This is a genomic window from Duganella sp. Dugasp56, from assembly GCF_047304105.1.
Classification (GTDB): domain Bacteria; phylum Pseudomonadota; class Gammaproteobacteria; order Burkholderiales; family Burkholderiaceae_D; genus Rugamonas; species Rugamonas hordei.
On the sequence record NZ_JBGLYQ010000016.1, the window covers coordinates 41,966 to 56,620 of the forward strand.

Genomic DNA, 14,655 nt, shown 5'->3' on the forward strand with positions numbered 1-14,655 from the left:
GTTTCCGTTGCCCGTCGTGTTATCTGTACTTTCCAACTGCCTCTCCGGTAGCTTTGGGCGGCTGCGGCCGCCCTTTTTTTGCCGCAGCACACTGTTGTAATGGGAACATCGAGCGGGTAGAATCGCCCGCATGCATGAATTCTATAAAAAAGCATTCCGCGGGTGCTTTTGCCTTCTCGCTGCAAGCCTGGCCCTTGCTTACATCTGTCTTAGACAAAGCTATTTACAAGTCTCGCTTTTCCCGGTGCAGGACAGTCCTCTGCCTTGGCAAGCCCAGTCCAGCTGGAATGTTGGTGCGACCTTCCACATCCACCAAGCTCAGCAGCGGCTGCGCTACGACTTCAACCTGTCCAAGACCGTCGAGCATCCCTTTGTTGCAGCGGAATTATCTTTCCTTGATCGAAAGGGCAAGCCTGTCCATGTGGATTTGTCGCGCTACAGCTCCATCGCGCTGCGGGTTAAGTGTGCGCCGGCCAATACCTTGTCGCTCAGCCTGATCACCTTCGAGGGGGGGGCCAAGAGTGCCGACTACCTGAATTACCGGGCGCTTTCGACGTATTTTTCCTGTCATGAACAGGAATCCCGCGTCGAGATCGACCTGACGCGCCTCGAAACTCCCCAGTGGTGGTTCCAGGTGGTGAACCTGGACTTGTCGCGGCAGGCCTATAAACTCGACAAGGTAGCGAAAATCACCGTCGGCAACTCGTTGCAGAGTCCGGTCGGCGTACCGTCGCAAGTCGAAATCGGCGGGCTGGAACTGGAGGGCCGCGACCACCGCTACCTGGTGCTGCTAGGCGGACTGCTGAGCATCGCATGGGGTGGTTTTGCCCTGTGGCTTTTCCGCCAACACACGCGTGCCCTGATCGATGACGTGAAAGGCAAGCTGCAGAAGGATTTGCCTTTCGTAGCGTATAAGCAACTATCTCTGGAGCCGCATCGCGACAAGGAAAAGACGGCGATCCTGCAGTTGATTGCAAACAAGTATGCCGATGCGGAGCTGGACCTGGAGAGCGTCGTGGAGCAGACCGGGGTCAATCGCAACAAGGTCAACGATGTGCTGAAATCCGAGCTGGGCTTTACTTTCAGTGGTTATTTGAACAAGTTGCGCCTGACCGAAGCGGCCAGGTTGCTGGCCGAAAAGGACGCGGCGACGGTGGCGGAGATCGCTTATTCGGTCGGCTACGGCAACGTGTCGTACTTCAACAAGCTTTTCAAGGAAGAGTACGGCTGTACGCCCAAGGCGTTCCGCAGCGCGTGCAAGCCGTGATGTCGTTTTATGATTAACACTAACGACAGAATTAATAACACACCCCTCGTTTTGGTAGTAATTCCCTCCTGAGCGTTACCCCGATAGTACGGACGCATCTAAGCTGCAAGGCAGTTGAGGTGTCCGTCCAGGGTTGACGAATGAATAATTTCAAATCCCGCATTGCCCTTCCTTTCTACGCGATCCTGGCGGCCGCTATCGACGACATGCACGGCAAGCCGCAACGACGGTAACGCCGCAGGCAGTGACGGCGGCCCCCGCAAGAGGTGTGCCGCCGATGTTTTTCATTATAAAAAAGACAAGGACGGAGACTATGACGACGAAAACACATCGGATCGCGTTGCTGTTCAACGCAAACAAGACCTTCGACCGCGAGGTCATTTCAGGCATTGCCGCCTATCTGGGACGCCGGCGCTCGACCTGGGAATTGTTCCTGGAGGAGGATTTCCGCACGCGCCTGGACGGCATCGAACATTGGCAGGGAGACGGCGTCATCGCCGACATGGACGACCCGGCGGTGGTGGCGGCCTTGTCGCGCTGCACCGTTCCGGTGGTGGGGGTGGGCGGCTCGTATGCCAGCCTGGACCACTATCCGCCCGGCGTACCCTATGTGGCGACGGATAATTTCAATCTTGTCAAGGTGGCGCACGACCACCTGATCGACGTCGGCCTGCATCGCTTCGCGATGTTCAGCCTGCCCAAGTCCGAGCAGCATCGCTGGGCGCAGGAGCGGGAGGATGCCTTCAGCAGCCTGATGCAGCACGACAATATGGAGGCCGAGATCTTCCGTGGTCATGAAACCAGCGCGCTGTCGTGGGACGAGGCGGTCCGGAGTCAGATCGCCTGGCTGCACAGCCTGCCCAAGCCGATAGGCATCATCGCCGTCACGGATGCGCGCGCGCGGCTGCTGCTGCAAGCCTGCACCATCGCCGGCATCGAGGTGCCGGAACAGGTGGCGCTGGTCGGCATCGACAACGATCCGCTGGTGCGCATGCTGACCCGCATACCGCTCAGTTCCGTCATCCAGGGCACCCAGGAGATGGGCCGGGCCGCCGCCCATCTGCTGGACCAGATGCTGCACGGCGTACGCCCGGACAACACTCCGGTGCTGGTGCCGCCGGCCGGCATCAAGGTGTGCGCGTCCAGCCTGCACCCGCTGGTCAAGCATCCGCACGTGATGCGGGCCTGCCACTATATCCGCCAGTACGCCTGCCAGGGCATCAAGACTCACCAGGTGGCCGAATACGTGGGCGTTTCCCGCTCGTCGCTCGAAGCCTACTTCCGCCGCGAACTGGGATGCAGCGTGCACGACGTCATCCTGCGCTACAAGCTGGATGCGGCCAAGGCCGGCCTGCAAAGCGAACGCAGCATTGGCGACGTGGCGCTCGCCTGCGGCTTCACCTCCACCCAGTATCTGCACCTGGTGTTCAAGCGCGAACTTGGTTGCACGCCGCGCGCCTACCGCGACCAGGTGTTCGGAGCGGCGCCGGCCGACGTCCGCGACGCCGACCATCAGACGGCATAGATCGCGCCTCGAGCGCCTGATCAGCCGCTACCGTTCTCCTCGCTGCCTGGTTCGGCAGACTTTTGGGGGCAGCTTCTGCTGCCCCCTTTTTTCGGTTTTTATAAAAATCACCAAGCGGCTGAACGATATCGTACAACTGCCCCGCGCCCCATTTTGCTTGCGGATTCAAGGTGTTAGCATCCCAGCCACAACCGGAAAGAACAAGGAGATTGTAACAATGCAGCATTTCCAGCACACCTGCCTGGCGGCTTTCGCGTCGCTCTATCTTTCGCTGCCGGCCGCCCACGCAGCCGATGCCGCCAAGCCGGCGCCGCGCAATGTGGTCGTCGATGCGGCGCACGCAAGCAAGCCGCTCGATCGTTTCTTCGACCTGTCGGTTGGCTCGGACTATCCGGGCACGCTGCTGCGCGACGACAGCATGGCGCAACTGCGGACCACGGTCGACGAGCTGGGCTTCCGCTATCTGCGCTTCCACGCCATCTTCCACGACGTGCTGGGCACCGTGCGCGTCGAGAACGGCAAGACCGTCTACGACTGGACCAAGATCGACCAGTTGTACGACCGTATGCTGGCGCGCAACATCAAACCCTTCGTCGAGCTGGGCTTCACGCCCAAGGCCATGGCGACCTCGGACAACCAGATCTTCTATTGGCAAGGCAACACCTCGCATCCGAAGCCGGATGCCTGGAAGGACTTGATCGCGGCGTTCGTGCAGCACATCGAGGCGCGCTATGGCCAGGCCGAGGTGCGCAGCTGGTTCTTCGAAGTGTGGAACGAGCCCAACCTGGACGGCTTCTGGGAGCGCGCCGACCAGAAAGCCTATTTCGAGCTGTACGACCTGACCGCGAACACGATCAAGGCGATCGATCCGGCCTTGCGCGTGGGCGGACCGTCGACCGCCGGCGCCGCCTGGGTGCCGGAATTCCTCGACCATGTGGCGCGCAGCGGCGCCGCGGTCGATTTCGTCACCACCCACACCTACGGCGTCGACGGCGGCTTCCTCGATGAAAAGGGCGAGGGCGACACCAAGCTGTCGCCGTCGCCGGACGCCATCATCGGCGACGTGCGGCGCGTGCGCGAGCAGATAGCCGCCTCGAAGTTTCCGACGCTGCCGATGTATTTCACCGAGTGGAGCACCAGCTACACGCCGCGCGACCTGGTGCACGATTCCTATATCAGCTCGCCGTACATCCTCAGCAAGCTGAAGGGCACCAAGGGCCTGGTGCAGGGCATGAGCTACTGGACTTACACCGACCTGTTCGAAGAACCGGGCCCGCCGTCCAAGCCGTTCGAAGGCGGCTTCGGCCTGATGAATCCGCAGGGCGTACGCAAGCCGGCCTACTTCGCCTACAAATACCTGCATGCCTTGCGCGGCAACGAGATTCCCGTGCAGGACGCGCAGGTGATGGCTACGTCGGACGGCAACACGGTGGCCGCGCTGGTGTGGGACTTCCAGCAACCGGAGCAGAAGGTCAGCAACCGGCCGTTCTACAGCCGCGTCGTGCCGTCGGCGCCGTCGGCGCCAGTCGCGATGCGGGTCAGCCATGTCAAGCCGGGCAAGTACCGGCTGCAGGTGCGCCGCAGCGGCTTCCGCGCCAACGACGCGTACTCCGCCTATATCGAGATGGGCGCGCCGAAGACGCTGACGCCGGCCCAGGTCGACCAGCTGCACGCGCTGACCAAGGATGCGCCCGAGACCGACCGCGTGGTCCGGATCGGCAAGGACGGCGCCTTTACCCTCACCGTGCCCATGCGCAGCAACGACATCGCCCTGGTGACCTTGACGCGCGCCGACTGAGCTCCGCACTCGCCACATCGCGACCCAGGCACGGGGTTATAATGAGTTTCCTCGCGCCAAAACATGGAGTCGCCCTTGTTACGCTTGTCTATCAGCTTGCGCCAGCTCGGCGTGCTGCTGCCGGCCCTGCTGTGCGGCGGCGCGGGCATGGCCGCGACGGAAGTGCGTACCGCCGCGCAGGTGGGTACCGAGCCAAAATTCCAGGCCGACGAACGCAGCGGGATGGTCGTCGGCATTTGCATCGATATCATGAATGCGGTCGAACGCGTGGACCCCAGTCTGAGGTTCAGCGGCCATCAGGCCTGGCAGCCGCTGGCGCGCATCTACTCCGCCATCGACCACGGCACGCAGGACGCCTCCTGCGGCCTGTCCCACTCCCCTGAGCGCGACAAGAAATACGTGTTCGTCGGTCCGCCGCTGTTTACCATCCGCTATCACCTGATCGCTCGCGTCGACGATCCGGTCTCGATCGCCAGTTGGGACGATGTGCGCAAGCTGGAACCGGACGGCGTGGTGCTGGCCAATCGCGGCTTCGCCGGCGTGACGGTGCTGGAAAAGGCGGGCGTGCGCCTGATCGATGCCAGCGCGGCCAATCCGCAGCTGAACGTGCAAAAACTGCTGGCCCGCCGAGGCCGGCTGTTTTTCCACCGCAGCCCGGGCCTGCAGGCGACGCTGAACCGCACCGGCTACGGCGCCAGGGTGCGCATACTGCCGATGGAAATGGCCAGCAGCCCGCTGTATTTCGTGGTCGGCAGACACCTGGACCCCGGCGTCGTCGAGCGCCTGCGCGCCGCCCTGCAGGCGTTGGAAAAAAGCGGCGAGCTGGAACGTATCGCCCGCAACTGGGAATAAGCGGGGAATAAAGCGGCTTACCGGGCCGGCGCCGGCAGATACTTCAACGTGATTTTGTCGCGCGCGGCGCTCGAGCCGACCTCGGCCAGCGCGGACTTGATGGCGGCCACCAGTTTGGGATCGGATCCGGGACTGATCGCGTAGTAGCTGGTCACCTCGCTCAACCTGGTCGCCTTCACCAGGTTCAGGCGCATGTCGAATTTGGCCCTGGCCGCGTCCACCCGCGTGTCGGTGCTGACGATGTAGTCCAGGTGGTGTGCCTCCAGCTTGCGCAAATTGCCTTCGGTGGAATTCGCCACGTCGATAATGGCATCGCGAATGCCGGCGTTGCGCAGTTCCATGATAGCTGAGCTGCCGTTGATCACGCCTATGCGCTTGGTCTTCAGCTGGGACAGGGAGCTGATCACGGGCGAGTCGCGCCTGCCGTAGACCCACATGGTTTCGGTGGCGATGGGGCTCAGCCAGATGAAATTCTTCTCCCGGTCCGCCCGCCGGACTATCGAGAAGATCAAGGTATTGGGCGTGGTCGTCGTGAGCGCGTAGGCTCTGGCCCATGGAACGATCTGGATGTCGCAACTGATCTTTGCGCGCGTGCAGGCGGCCCGCAAGATATCCGTGGCGATGCCGGTCACTTCGCCGTTTTTCAGGTAGTGGTAGGGCGGCGATTCTTCCGCGTAGGCGGTCAATTCGGCCGAGCCTGCAACTAGCGGCCACAGGACTATGCCCAGGCTGCAAACTGGTCCGAAAATTCGGCGGACGCTGGAATCCAGGGACATCAATACCACTCCAATGCTGTCATTGTTAAAAAATACCGGGCGCGTCAGCGCAAGGCCGGCACGCCGCTCTTCAGCGGGTTATACCAGAGTTCGCTTCGCGACAGCGGTGTTTCCGGTGGCAGGCCGGGATTGTCGATCTTGATCAGGCGGCGGTGAGGCAGATCGGCCTGGTCGATCGACTTGCCCTTGTAGCGCTGGAACAGCTGATCCAGCGTGCCGTCGCGGATCATGATTTCCAGGCCCGCCGCGATGCGTTGCGCCAGCTGCCTTCCCTCGGCGTCGCGCCGCACGAAGAAATAGCGCGGCAGCGGATAATACAGCAGCAGCCCGGGTTCCAGCGCCATCTGCGGATGGCTGGCGCGATGCTCGTCGATCTCGCGCAGCGCCTCGTCGAGCGCGCGTGAAAAGTAATCGAAGCGCCGAGCCATGAGCATGCTGAACAAACCGTCATAGCTGTTGCCTTCAACGACAGGAATGCCCGCCGCGCGCAGGATGGCGACGTCGGCCCAGTTGCTGCCCTGGCCGGCCCGGAGCGCGCGCAGGTCTTGCAGCGTGCGCACTTCGGCAAAACGCGGCAGGTCGGCCGCGCGCACCAGCAGCAGCCGGTAGCCGAGTAAACCCTTGTCCACCGGAATGCGCACCGGTAGGAATTGCCGCTCCAGCGCCAGCGTGGTGGAGCGCGAAAAAACATTGATGCGTCCGCCGGCCGCCGCCAATTCCCCGTTGGCGCGCGACTCTTCCATGCTGACCTTGGAGGCGCGCAATGTGCAGGGGGCATAGGGCGCAGCGGTTTTTTCCAGCGCGGTGCGCAACACCTCCCAGTCATAGTCATAGCGGCTGTCGAGCGTCAATGGATAGACCGCGTTGCAAGCGGCGGCGCAGATGCCTGGCAGCGTCAGCAGCGCCAGCAGAAAACGCGCTGTTGCGGCAGGGTGAAATGGAAGCGGCATCGGGGGCTATCCGTATGAAAACAAATCGAGTGTCCCACAATGCCAACCCGCCTGCCAACCGGCCGGCCCCAGCGGGGCTACCAGCCCCCCCCGGGGGTCCCGGCCGACCGGCTTCACGAATTATTCACCGACGCCGGCCGGGCCCGCCCGGCGGGGGTCCGCGCGGCGGCCGTAGCCGGTCACCGCCACCAGCATGGCCTTGGCGGTCGCGGGCAGCGCGCGCAGGCTGCGCGCCAGGTCGTAGCCGCTGATGTCGGGCAGGCCGATGTCGAGCAGGCACAGCTGCGGCGCCGAGGCCTGCGCCATTTCCAGCGCCTCCAGCGCGGTGTGCGCGACGATGACCTGGTGCCCGGACGCGCCCAGCAGCAGCTGCAGCGTCTGCGCGGCGTCGACGTTGTCGTCGACCACCAGCACCCGCAGCTTGAAGCCGGATTGCTCCGCCGCAGCGTTGGCGGCTTGCGCCAGCTGGCCCGGCGTGCCGGGCAGGGTGATGGTGAAGGTGCTGCCCTTGTGTTCGCCCTCGCTGTCGACCGCGACCGTGCCGCCGTGCAGTTCGACCAGCGACTTGACCAGCGCCAGCCCCAGTCCCAGGCCGCCCTGCGAGCGGTCGGAATTGCGGTCGGCCTGGGCGAACAGTTCGAACACGCGGCCGCGCAGCTCCGGCGTCATGCCGATGCCGGTGTCGCTGACCACCAGCCGCACCAGGCTGCCGCCGCCGCGCACCGCCAGCTTGATGGTGCCGCCCGCCGGCGTGTACTTGGCGGCGTTGTTGAGCACATTGACCAGCACCTGCACCAGCCGCTTGTGATCGCCCGTGACCTGCTGCGGCACCTCCGGCAGCGACAGCTCGAACTTGTGCTGGCGCGACCTGATCATCGGGTCGGCCTGTTCGATCGCATCGGCGACGATGTCGGCCACGTTCAGCTGCACGCGCGTCAGCGTCACCAGCCCGCGCGTCACGCGCGAGACGTCGAGCAGGTCGTCCACCAGCCGCGTCATGTGGTTGACCTGGCGCACGATGATGGCGGCCGTGCGCTCCACCGCCCCGGCGCTGGCGTGGCCGCTTTGCAGCAGCTGGGCGCCGGCGCTGATCGGCGCCAGCGGATTGCGCAGTTCGTGCGCCAGCATCGCCAGGAACTCGTCCTTGCGCTGGTCGGCCAGGCGCAGCAGGCGCTCGGCGTTCAGGTGCTGCAGTTCCTTGTCCTGCAGGGCGGCGGCCATGGCGTCCAGCGCCCGCGCCAGCTCGCTGATCTCCTCGTTGCCGTAGCTGATGCCGCTGCGCGCCTCCAGCGTGCCCGAGGCGATGCGGTTGGCGGTGATGGCCAGCCGCTTGACCCGGCGCAGCACCAGCACGTCGCCGACAAACCAGGCCGCCAGCAGCGCCAGCGCCAGCGTGGCGGCCAGCGCCAGCAGGTCCAGCCGCTGGTCGTGGCGGGCCACCGCCGTGACGTCCTCGACCGGGATGCCGATGGTGACCGTATAGTCGGACAGGCCGTTGTTGCCGACGCGGGCAAAGCGGTGCAGCCGCTCGATGCCGTCCGGCCCGGTCAGCAGCACCGGCTTGCCCGGTTCGCCGGCCATGGCCGAGCGCATCTCCGGCCACACCATCTGGCCGAACCACTGCTCGGGGTTGGGCTTGCGCGAAATGATGCGGCCTTCGGAATCGGCCGTCAGCAGCAGCGAATTCGGCGGCAGCTTGATCTCGGCGACAAAGCGGTCCAGCTTGGTCAAGTCCAGCGCGGCGAACACCACCGCTTTGACCTGGTTGCCTTCGCCCAGCAGCGGGTAGGTCAGGTTGACGGTGTGCTTCTGGATCACGCGGCCGAACACGTAGCCGCCGGCGACGAAGCGGCGCAGGTGCACGGCGCGGCGGAAGTGCGAGCGGTCCGCCAGGTTGATCAGCGTGACCGACGGGATGGCGCTGCAGGTGACGTCGCCGTTGAGCTGGATCAGGCCGAAGTTGGCGTAGTCCGGATTTTGCTGCTGCAGGTTGGCCAGCAGGCGGCTGCAATGCTGCTGGTCTCCCGTCAGGTCGGGAATGCTGGCGACGTCGCGCAGGATCTGGCGCGCGCCCTCGATCGATTGCGCCTCGTTGGCGGCGGCCAGGTTGGTCAGGCGCTGCAGGTTTTCCTCCGCCACTTCGATCGCGTGTTCGCGTTCGCGCACGCCGCCGATGACGGTCATCACCGCGATCGGCGCGATCGCCAGCGCCACCAGCAGGATCAGCCGGCTGCGCAGGCTGTTGAGTTGAAAGAGGAGAAAAGCCATGCGCTGGATTATCGGGCCCGGTAGCGTTGATTGCCGAAGCCGATGATCGCCCGCACGCCGCGGCGCAGCGTGGCGGTGTCGGCCGCAATATAGCCGAGGCGGATAAAGCCCGGACAGCCCAGCGCCTCGCCCGGCATCACCGCCACCGCGCATTCGGCCAGCAACTGCTCGGCGAAGGCGTGGGTGTCGGTGGTCAGCGGGCTGATGTCGGCCCACAGGTAGGGGCCGGAGGCGGGGCGGCGCATCGTCAGCCACGGCAGGCCGTGCACCAGGTCCAGCACCAGGTCGCGGCGCCGGCGGTAGTCGGCCAGCATGGCGGTGGGGGCGCCGCTTTCAAACGCGGCCGCCAACGCCAGCTGGATCAGCATGGGCGCGGCGGCGGTGATCGGCCCCTGCAGCGTTTCCATCGCCGTCACCACGTGTTCCGGCGCCACCGCGAAGCCGGCGCGCCAGCCCATCATCGCGTAGCACTGCGACGCCGAATAGAGGGTGACGATGCCGGTCTCGCGCCAGTCCGGCCGCGCGGCCAGGCTGGTATGGACGCCGTCGAAGATCAGTTTTTCATAGCTTTCGTCGACGATGGCGCTGGTGCCGGTGCGGCGCAGCCAGGCGGCGATGCAATCGGTCTCGGCCGCCGTCAGCACAGTGCCGGTCGGGTTGTGCGGATTGTTGATGATCAGGATGCGGGCCGCCGGCAACCGGTCCAGCAGTTCGGCGGTGATCGTGGCGGGCAGGTCGACCAGCACCGGCTCCAGCCCCAGCAGCCTGCAGGTGGCGACATAGGCCGGCCAGTGCGGCTTGAAGATGATCACCTTGTCGCCGGGATCGGCCATCACATACAGCGCCTGGTACAGCGCCTGCTTTGCCCCGTTGGTGACGAGGATTTCCGCCGGCGCGGCGTCGATGCCGTTTTCCCGCACCACCTTGGCCGCCAGGCGGGCGCGGATCTGGCCGTCGCCGGCCACCGTGGTGTATGGCGACGGCGCCTGCAGGCCGTCGCGCACCGCCTGCAGCACCGACGGCGGCGCCTGGAAATGCGAAATCGCGATGGAAAAATCGATGACGTCGTCGCCGCGCGCCTTCATCGCATCGACCCTGCCGTGCATGGCCGTGGTGGCAAGTGGCCTGGAGCGGGAGATGCGTTGGGAGATTTCCATACTAGTATCTATGGGGCAAATGTTTCGATTTTTCATTTTACTTCAGTTGCGCAAGAAGGCACGCACGCATGGCGGAGAAACTTGCCAAATGGTATCCTTGCCAGACTAACCAAAGAGGAAGTTATGCAGTTAACAACAAAAACACTGGGCCAGGCGATCGCGCTGGCCTTGCTTGTCACCGGCGCCGCGCAGGCGGACGAGATCCTCAGGATCGGCCACGTGGCGGCGACTTCGGGCCCTATCGCCCACTTGGGCAAGGACAATGAAAACGGCGCCCGCATGGCGGTCGACGAGCTCAACGCCAAGGGCGTGGTCATCGGCGGCAAAAAATACACGATCGTCATGCAGGCCGAGGACGACGCCGGCGATCCGAAGCAGGGCACGGCCGTCGCGCAAAAGCTGGCGGACGCCCGGGTGGCCGGCGTGATCGGCCACGAGACTTCGGGCACCACGATCCCGGCCTCGCGCATCTATCACGACGCCGGCATTCCGCAGATCTCGCCGTCGGCCAGCAATCCGCAGTACACGCGCCAGCACTACAACACCACCTTCCGCAACATCGCCAACGACGAGCAACTGGGCGCCGCGCTGGCGCGCTACGCGTTGAACACGCTCAAGGCCAAACGCATCGCCGTCATCGACGACCGCACCGCCTACGGCAAGGGCCTGGCCGATGAATTCACCAAGAACATCAAGCGCTCCGGCGCGGCCTCCGGTGCCGGCATCGTGTCCAACCAGTACACCAACGACAAGGCCACCGACTTCAGCGCCATCCTCACCGCGATCAAGGCGACCAAGCCGGACATGGTGTTCTTCGGCGGCATGGACGCCGTGGCAGGCCCGATGCTGCGCCAGATGAAGCAGTTGGGCATCCCGATCAAGTTCATGGGCGGCGACGGCATGTGCTCGGACTCGGTGCCGCGCCTGGCGGGCGAGGGCATGAGCGACGGCCAGGTGATTTGCGCGGAGGCGGGCGGCGTCGAGCCGGCGCAGGAAAAAGGCATGGCCGATTTCCGCGCGGCCTACAGGAAGCGCTACGGCATCGACATCCAGACCTACGCGCCGTACGCCTACGACGCGATGATGACGATGGTCGAGGCGATGCAGAAGGCCGGCTCGATCGACCCGGTCAAGTACATCCCGGTCATGGCCAGGATCACGCACAAGGGCGTGACCGGCAACATCTCCTTCGACGAGCGCGGCGACGTCAAGGACGGCGTGCTGACCATCTACACCTTCAAGAACGGCACCCGCCAGAAGCTGGGCGTGGTCAAGTAATCAACCCGGGCCCGGACCTCCGGGGCCGCCGGGGCCGCCCGGGCCGCGCTGTCCCGGCGGGCCGAAGCGCGGCTCGCCGCCGTCCTCGCCGTTCCTCACATTGCCGCCGAAGCGGTACGACAGGCCGACATAGAACACCCGGCCGTCGAAGCGGCGCGTGCTCGTTTCGCGCAAGGTCGCGCTGTTGACGACGGTTTCCATCTTGTTGGTGCTGAACAGGTCGGTGACCGTGCCGACCAGGCTCAGTTGCGGCGTCACCGCGTGGCGCAGGCTGAGGTTGAAGGTCGAATTCGGCGAGCGGTAGCCCTGGCCCGACAAGGTCTTGCCCTGCATCTGCAGCGCGCCCTGGACCTGGGTGCCGCTGGTGACCGCCCAGTTCAGCCGCACGCGGCCGCTCAGCGAGTTGGCGCTGCGGGTGATCAGCGCGCCGGTGTCGTCCTGCGTGGTCTGCTGGCTGCGCGCCAGGTTGCCGCTGCTGTTCAAGGTCAGGTTCGGCAGCAGCTTGCCGCTGACGGTGAATTCCAGCCCGCTCGAATGGCTGCCTTCGCCGTTCTGGCGGGTGGTCAGCAGCACGTTGTTGGCGATGAAGTAGCGGTAGTCGACGATGGCGTCGGTGTCCTTGCGGTAGTAGCCGCGCAGGTTGGTTTCCAGGCCGGCCATCTTGGTCTCGTAGCCCACTTCGAACGAATCGGTCTTGGTCGGCTTCAGCATCGGGTTGCCCGACGAGACGTTGAACTCGTCGCGGTAGATCACGTACGGATTCAAGTCGCTGGCGTTGGGGCGGCGGATGCGGCGCGCGTAGGCGAAGCGCAGGTTGGCCGTCTCGCTGGCCTTGTAGGTGGCGAAGAAACTGGGTATATAGTTTGTATAGTTGTTCTTCGCCTCGATGCTGCTGGTGAGCTGGTGAATGTCCAGGTCGGTGTACTCGGTGCGCAGGCCGGCCAGCGCGCCCCAGCGCTCGTTCAGGCGCATCTGGTAGGACGCGTACAGCGCCAGCACGGTCTCTTCCAGCTCGTAGCGGTTGCTGCGCGCCGGATTGACGGTGGCCACCGAGGTCAGCGGATTGATGTCGGTGTACAGCGTGTCCGATTCGTTCTTGTTGGTGGCGGCCTTGTAGCCCGCCTTGAGGCTGCCGCCCCACAGCGGCCGCTCGTAGTCGCCGGTGAAATCGACGATGTGGGTGCTGGTGTCGCTGTGCTGCGTGGCGCGCGTGTCCGGCAGGTTGCCGGCGGCATAGGTATTGGCGTAGGCGCTGTCGTTGTCGTTTTCGCTGGCCGACACGCGCAGGTCGATCTTCAGCGATTCGCCCGGCAGTTCGCCCTTGTGGTCGTAGCGGCTGCCCCAGCTGAAGTTCCTGGCGTCGCCTTCGCGCGCGGTGGTGCGCCTGTAGTCGGTGGCGGGGAAGCCGCCGATGGCGCCGTTGACGTAGTGGTCGAGGCCGTGCTGGTCGTTGCCGCGCCCCATGTAGTTGGCACTGGCGGTCAGCGTGTCGTTCTGGTTCAGGTTGTAGCTGACGGTGCCGTTGGCGCCGGCCATGTCGTTCAGGCCGACGCCGGACGACGCCTGGCTGCTGTGCACGAAGTTGCCGGTGACCGGGTCGAGCCGGTCGCGGCTGACCACGGCGGTGGAGTTGCGGCCGTCGTGGCGGACGTTGACGCCGCCCTGGAAGCCCCACGGCCCCTCGTTGTAGCTGCCCGACACGGCGCTGTTGTAGCGGCCCGCATAGCCGGCGTTGGCGTTGGCCGAGCCGAATCCGCCGGGCTTGCGGTTGCGGCGCATCACCAGGTTGAGGATGGGGCCGCCGCCGGCCTCGTTGCCGAACTGGGCGCCGGGATTGTTGATGACCTCGACCGATTCGATGTCGTCGGCGTTCATCGCCTGCAAGGTCGGGCCGCGGTTGTCGCCCTGCAGCATGGCCGACGGCTTGCCGTCGACCAGAATCTGCACGTTGGTGCTGCCGCGCAGCGTGACGGTGCCGTCCGGATCGACCGCCACCGACGGCACGTTGTTGAGCGCGTCGGCGGCGGTGCCGTTGGTGCTGGAGATGTCGGACTTGACGTCGTAGACCTGGCGGTCGATACGGTTGGTCGGGCGCTCGCCGGCCACGGTGACCGACGGCAGCACGGCCGCCTCCTTGGGCTTGGCCGTGGTGACTGGCTTGGCGTCGGTTTTTTCGGGGGAGGTCTGGGCCTGGGCGGTGATCGATGTGGCGAAAGACGTTACTACACCTGCGGTCAACAGTATTTTGTGCATAGATTGGCGGCAGCGGCGGCGCCGTCATGTGGGTGATGTAAAGTTACTATTTTACATACTTGAACCGAAAGTAGCCCGGCGTTTTACAATACTTTACCAACATGTAACCGAGGAAAAACATGGCACGAGGCATCGCACACATCGGCAGGGACACTTACCGCACCACGCTGGAAGTCGGCGGCCACGCGCTGGTCGCGGACGAACCGGAGCGCAACGGCGGCGCCAACACCGGGCCGGCGCCGTACGACTATCTGCTGGCCGGCCTCGGCGCCTGCACCGCGATCACGCTGCGCATGTACGCCGACCGCAAGCAGTGGCCGCTGGACGCGGTCGACGTCTCGCTGCACCTGAGCCACGACGACGGCGCCCTGGTGGTCAAGCGCACGCTGGCGTTCAGCGGCGCGCTGCTGCCCGAGCAAAAATCCCGCATGGCCGAGATCGCCGAGAAAACCCCGGTCACGCTGACGCTGAAAGCCGGCGTGCGCATCGATACCTCCTACACTTGAGCGGGGTCAAGCAACACCTGTGCTG

At 64.8% G+C, this 14,655-nt stretch carries 11 protein-coding genes; 6 read left to right on the top strand and 5 right to left on the bottom strand.

Annotation, left to right across the window (positions count from 1 at the left end; all coding sequences use genetic code 11):
* The first annotated feature begins 130 nt into the window (after positions 1-130).
* From ACCD07_RS13150 to ACCD07_RS13165, 4 genes are all read left to right on the top strand, one after another.
* Complete coding sequence (locus tag ACCD07_RS13150; RefSeq protein WP_413447569.1) at positions 131-1,267, top strand: helix-turn-helix domain-containing protein; 1,137 nt, start codon at positions 131-133, stop codon at positions 1,265-1,267.
* 313 nt (positions 1,268-1,580) lie between these two features.
* Positions 1,581-2,792 carry a XylR family transcriptional regulator gene (locus ACCD07_RS13155; protein ID WP_176650541.1) on the top strand — a complete coding sequence of 404 codons (1,212 nt, stop codon included), beginning with the start codon at positions 1,581-1,583 and terminating at the stop codon, positions 2,790-2,792.
* A gap of 217 nt (positions 2,793-3,009) precedes the next feature.
* A complete protein-coding gene (locus tag ACCD07_RS13160) occupies positions 3,010-4,590 on the top strand; it encodes a GH39 family glycosyl hydrolase (protein WP_413447570.1) in 1,581 nt (526 codons plus the stop codon).
* A 75-nt stretch (positions 4,591-4,665) separates the two neighbouring features.
* Positions 4,666-5,442: a substrate-binding periplasmic protein gene (locus tag ACCD07_RS13165; RefSeq protein WP_413447571.1), complete on the top strand. Its 777-nt coding sequence runs from the start codon at positions 4,666-4,668 to the stop codon at positions 5,440-5,442.
* 17 nt (positions 5,443-5,459) lie between these two features.
* Here ACCD07_RS13165 and ACCD07_RS13170 read toward each other — a convergent pair whose 3' ends face one another.
* From ACCD07_RS13170 to ACCD07_RS13185, 4 genes are all read right to left on the bottom strand, one after another.
* Positions 5,460-6,218: a substrate-binding periplasmic protein gene (locus ACCD07_RS13170; RefSeq protein WP_353398279.1), complete on the bottom strand. Its 759-nt coding sequence runs from the start codon at positions 6,216-6,218 to the stop codon at positions 5,460-5,462.
* Positions 6,219-6,262: 44 nt separating this feature from the next.
* The gene (locus ACCD07_RS13175; protein ID WP_413447572.1) at positions 6,263-7,168 is read right to left on the bottom strand and encodes a substrate-binding periplasmic protein; all 906 of its coding nucleotides are present in this window, start codon (positions 7,166-7,168) and stop codon (positions 6,263-6,265) included.
* 120 nt (positions 7,169-7,288) lie between these two features.
* Positions 7,289-9,436 carry an ATP-binding protein gene (locus tag ACCD07_RS13180; protein ID WP_413447573.1) on the bottom strand — a complete coding sequence of 716 codons (2,148 nt, stop codon included), beginning with the start codon at positions 9,434-9,436 and terminating at the stop codon, positions 7,289-7,291.
* Between the two features lie 8 nt (positions 9,437-9,444).
* On the bottom strand, positions 9,445-10,593 hold the full coding sequence (locus ACCD07_RS13185; protein ID WP_413447574.1) for a pyridoxal phosphate-dependent aminotransferase: 1,149 nt from the start codon (positions 10,591-10,593) through the stop codon (positions 9,445-9,447).
* 123 nt (positions 10,594-10,716) lie between these two features.
* Between ACCD07_RS13185 and ACCD07_RS13190 the strand changes: the two genes are divergently transcribed.
* The gene (locus ACCD07_RS13190; protein WP_413447575.1) at positions 10,717-11,871 is read left to right on the top strand and encodes a branched-chain amino acid ABC transporter substrate-binding protein; all 1,155 of its coding nucleotides are present in this window, start codon (positions 10,717-10,719) and stop codon (positions 11,869-11,871) included.
* Here the strand turns inward: ACCD07_RS13190 and ACCD07_RS13195 are convergent, their stop codons facing one another.
* Complete coding sequence (locus ACCD07_RS13195; protein WP_413447576.1) at positions 11,872-14,124, bottom strand: TonB-dependent receptor domain-containing protein; 2,253 nt, start codon at positions 14,122-14,124, stop codon at positions 11,872-11,874.
* A 119-nt stretch (positions 14,125-14,243) separates the two neighbouring features.
* Between ACCD07_RS13195 and ACCD07_RS13200 the strand changes: the two genes are divergently transcribed.
* The gene (locus ACCD07_RS13200) at positions 14,244-14,630 is read left to right on the top strand and encodes an OsmC family protein (protein ID WP_413447577.1); all 387 of its coding nucleotides are present in this window, start codon (positions 14,244-14,246) and stop codon (positions 14,628-14,630) included.
* Positions 14,631-14,655 lie beyond the last annotated feature (25 nt).

Excerpts from the sequence above, each read along its gene's own strand:
- ACCD07_RS13150 (WP_413447569.1), top strand. The coding sequence starts at position 131 with ATGCATGAATTCTATAAAAAAGCATTCCGCGGGTGCTTTTGCCTTCTC.
- ACCD07_RS13155 (WP_176650541.1), top strand. The coding sequence starts at position 1,581 with ATGACGACGAAAACACATCGGATCGCGTTGCTGTTCAACGCAAACAAG.
- ACCD07_RS13160 (WP_413447570.1), top strand. The coding sequence starts at position 3,010 with ATGCAGCATTTCCAGCACACCTGCCTGGCGGCTTTCGCGTCGCTCTAT.
- ACCD07_RS13170 (WP_353398279.1), bottom strand. The coding sequence starts at position 6,218 with ATGTCCCTGGATTCCAGCGTCCGCCGAATTTTCGGACCAGTTTGCAGC.
- ACCD07_RS13175 (WP_413447572.1), bottom strand. The coding sequence starts at position 7,168 with ATGCCGCTTCCATTTCACCCTGCCGCAACAGCGCGTTTTCTGCTGGCG.
- ACCD07_RS13180 (WP_413447573.1), bottom strand. The coding sequence starts at position 9,436 with ATGGCTTTTCTCCTCTTTCAACTCAACAGCCTGCGCAGCCGGCTGATC.
- ACCD07_RS13185 (WP_413447574.1), bottom strand. The coding sequence starts at position 10,593 with ATGGAAATCTCCCAACGCATCTCCCGCTCCAGGCCACTTGCCACCACG.
- ACCD07_RS13190 (WP_413447575.1), top strand. The coding sequence starts at position 10,717 with ATGCAGTTAACAACAAAAACACTGGGCCAGGCGATCGCGCTGGCCTTG.
- ACCD07_RS13195 (WP_413447576.1), bottom strand. The coding sequence starts at position 14,124 with ATGCACAAAATACTGTTGACCGCAGGTGTAGTAACGTCTTTCGCCACA.
- ACCD07_RS13200 (WP_413447577.1), top strand. The coding sequence starts at position 14,244 with ATGGCACGAGGCATCGCACACATCGGCAGGGACACTTACCGCACCACG.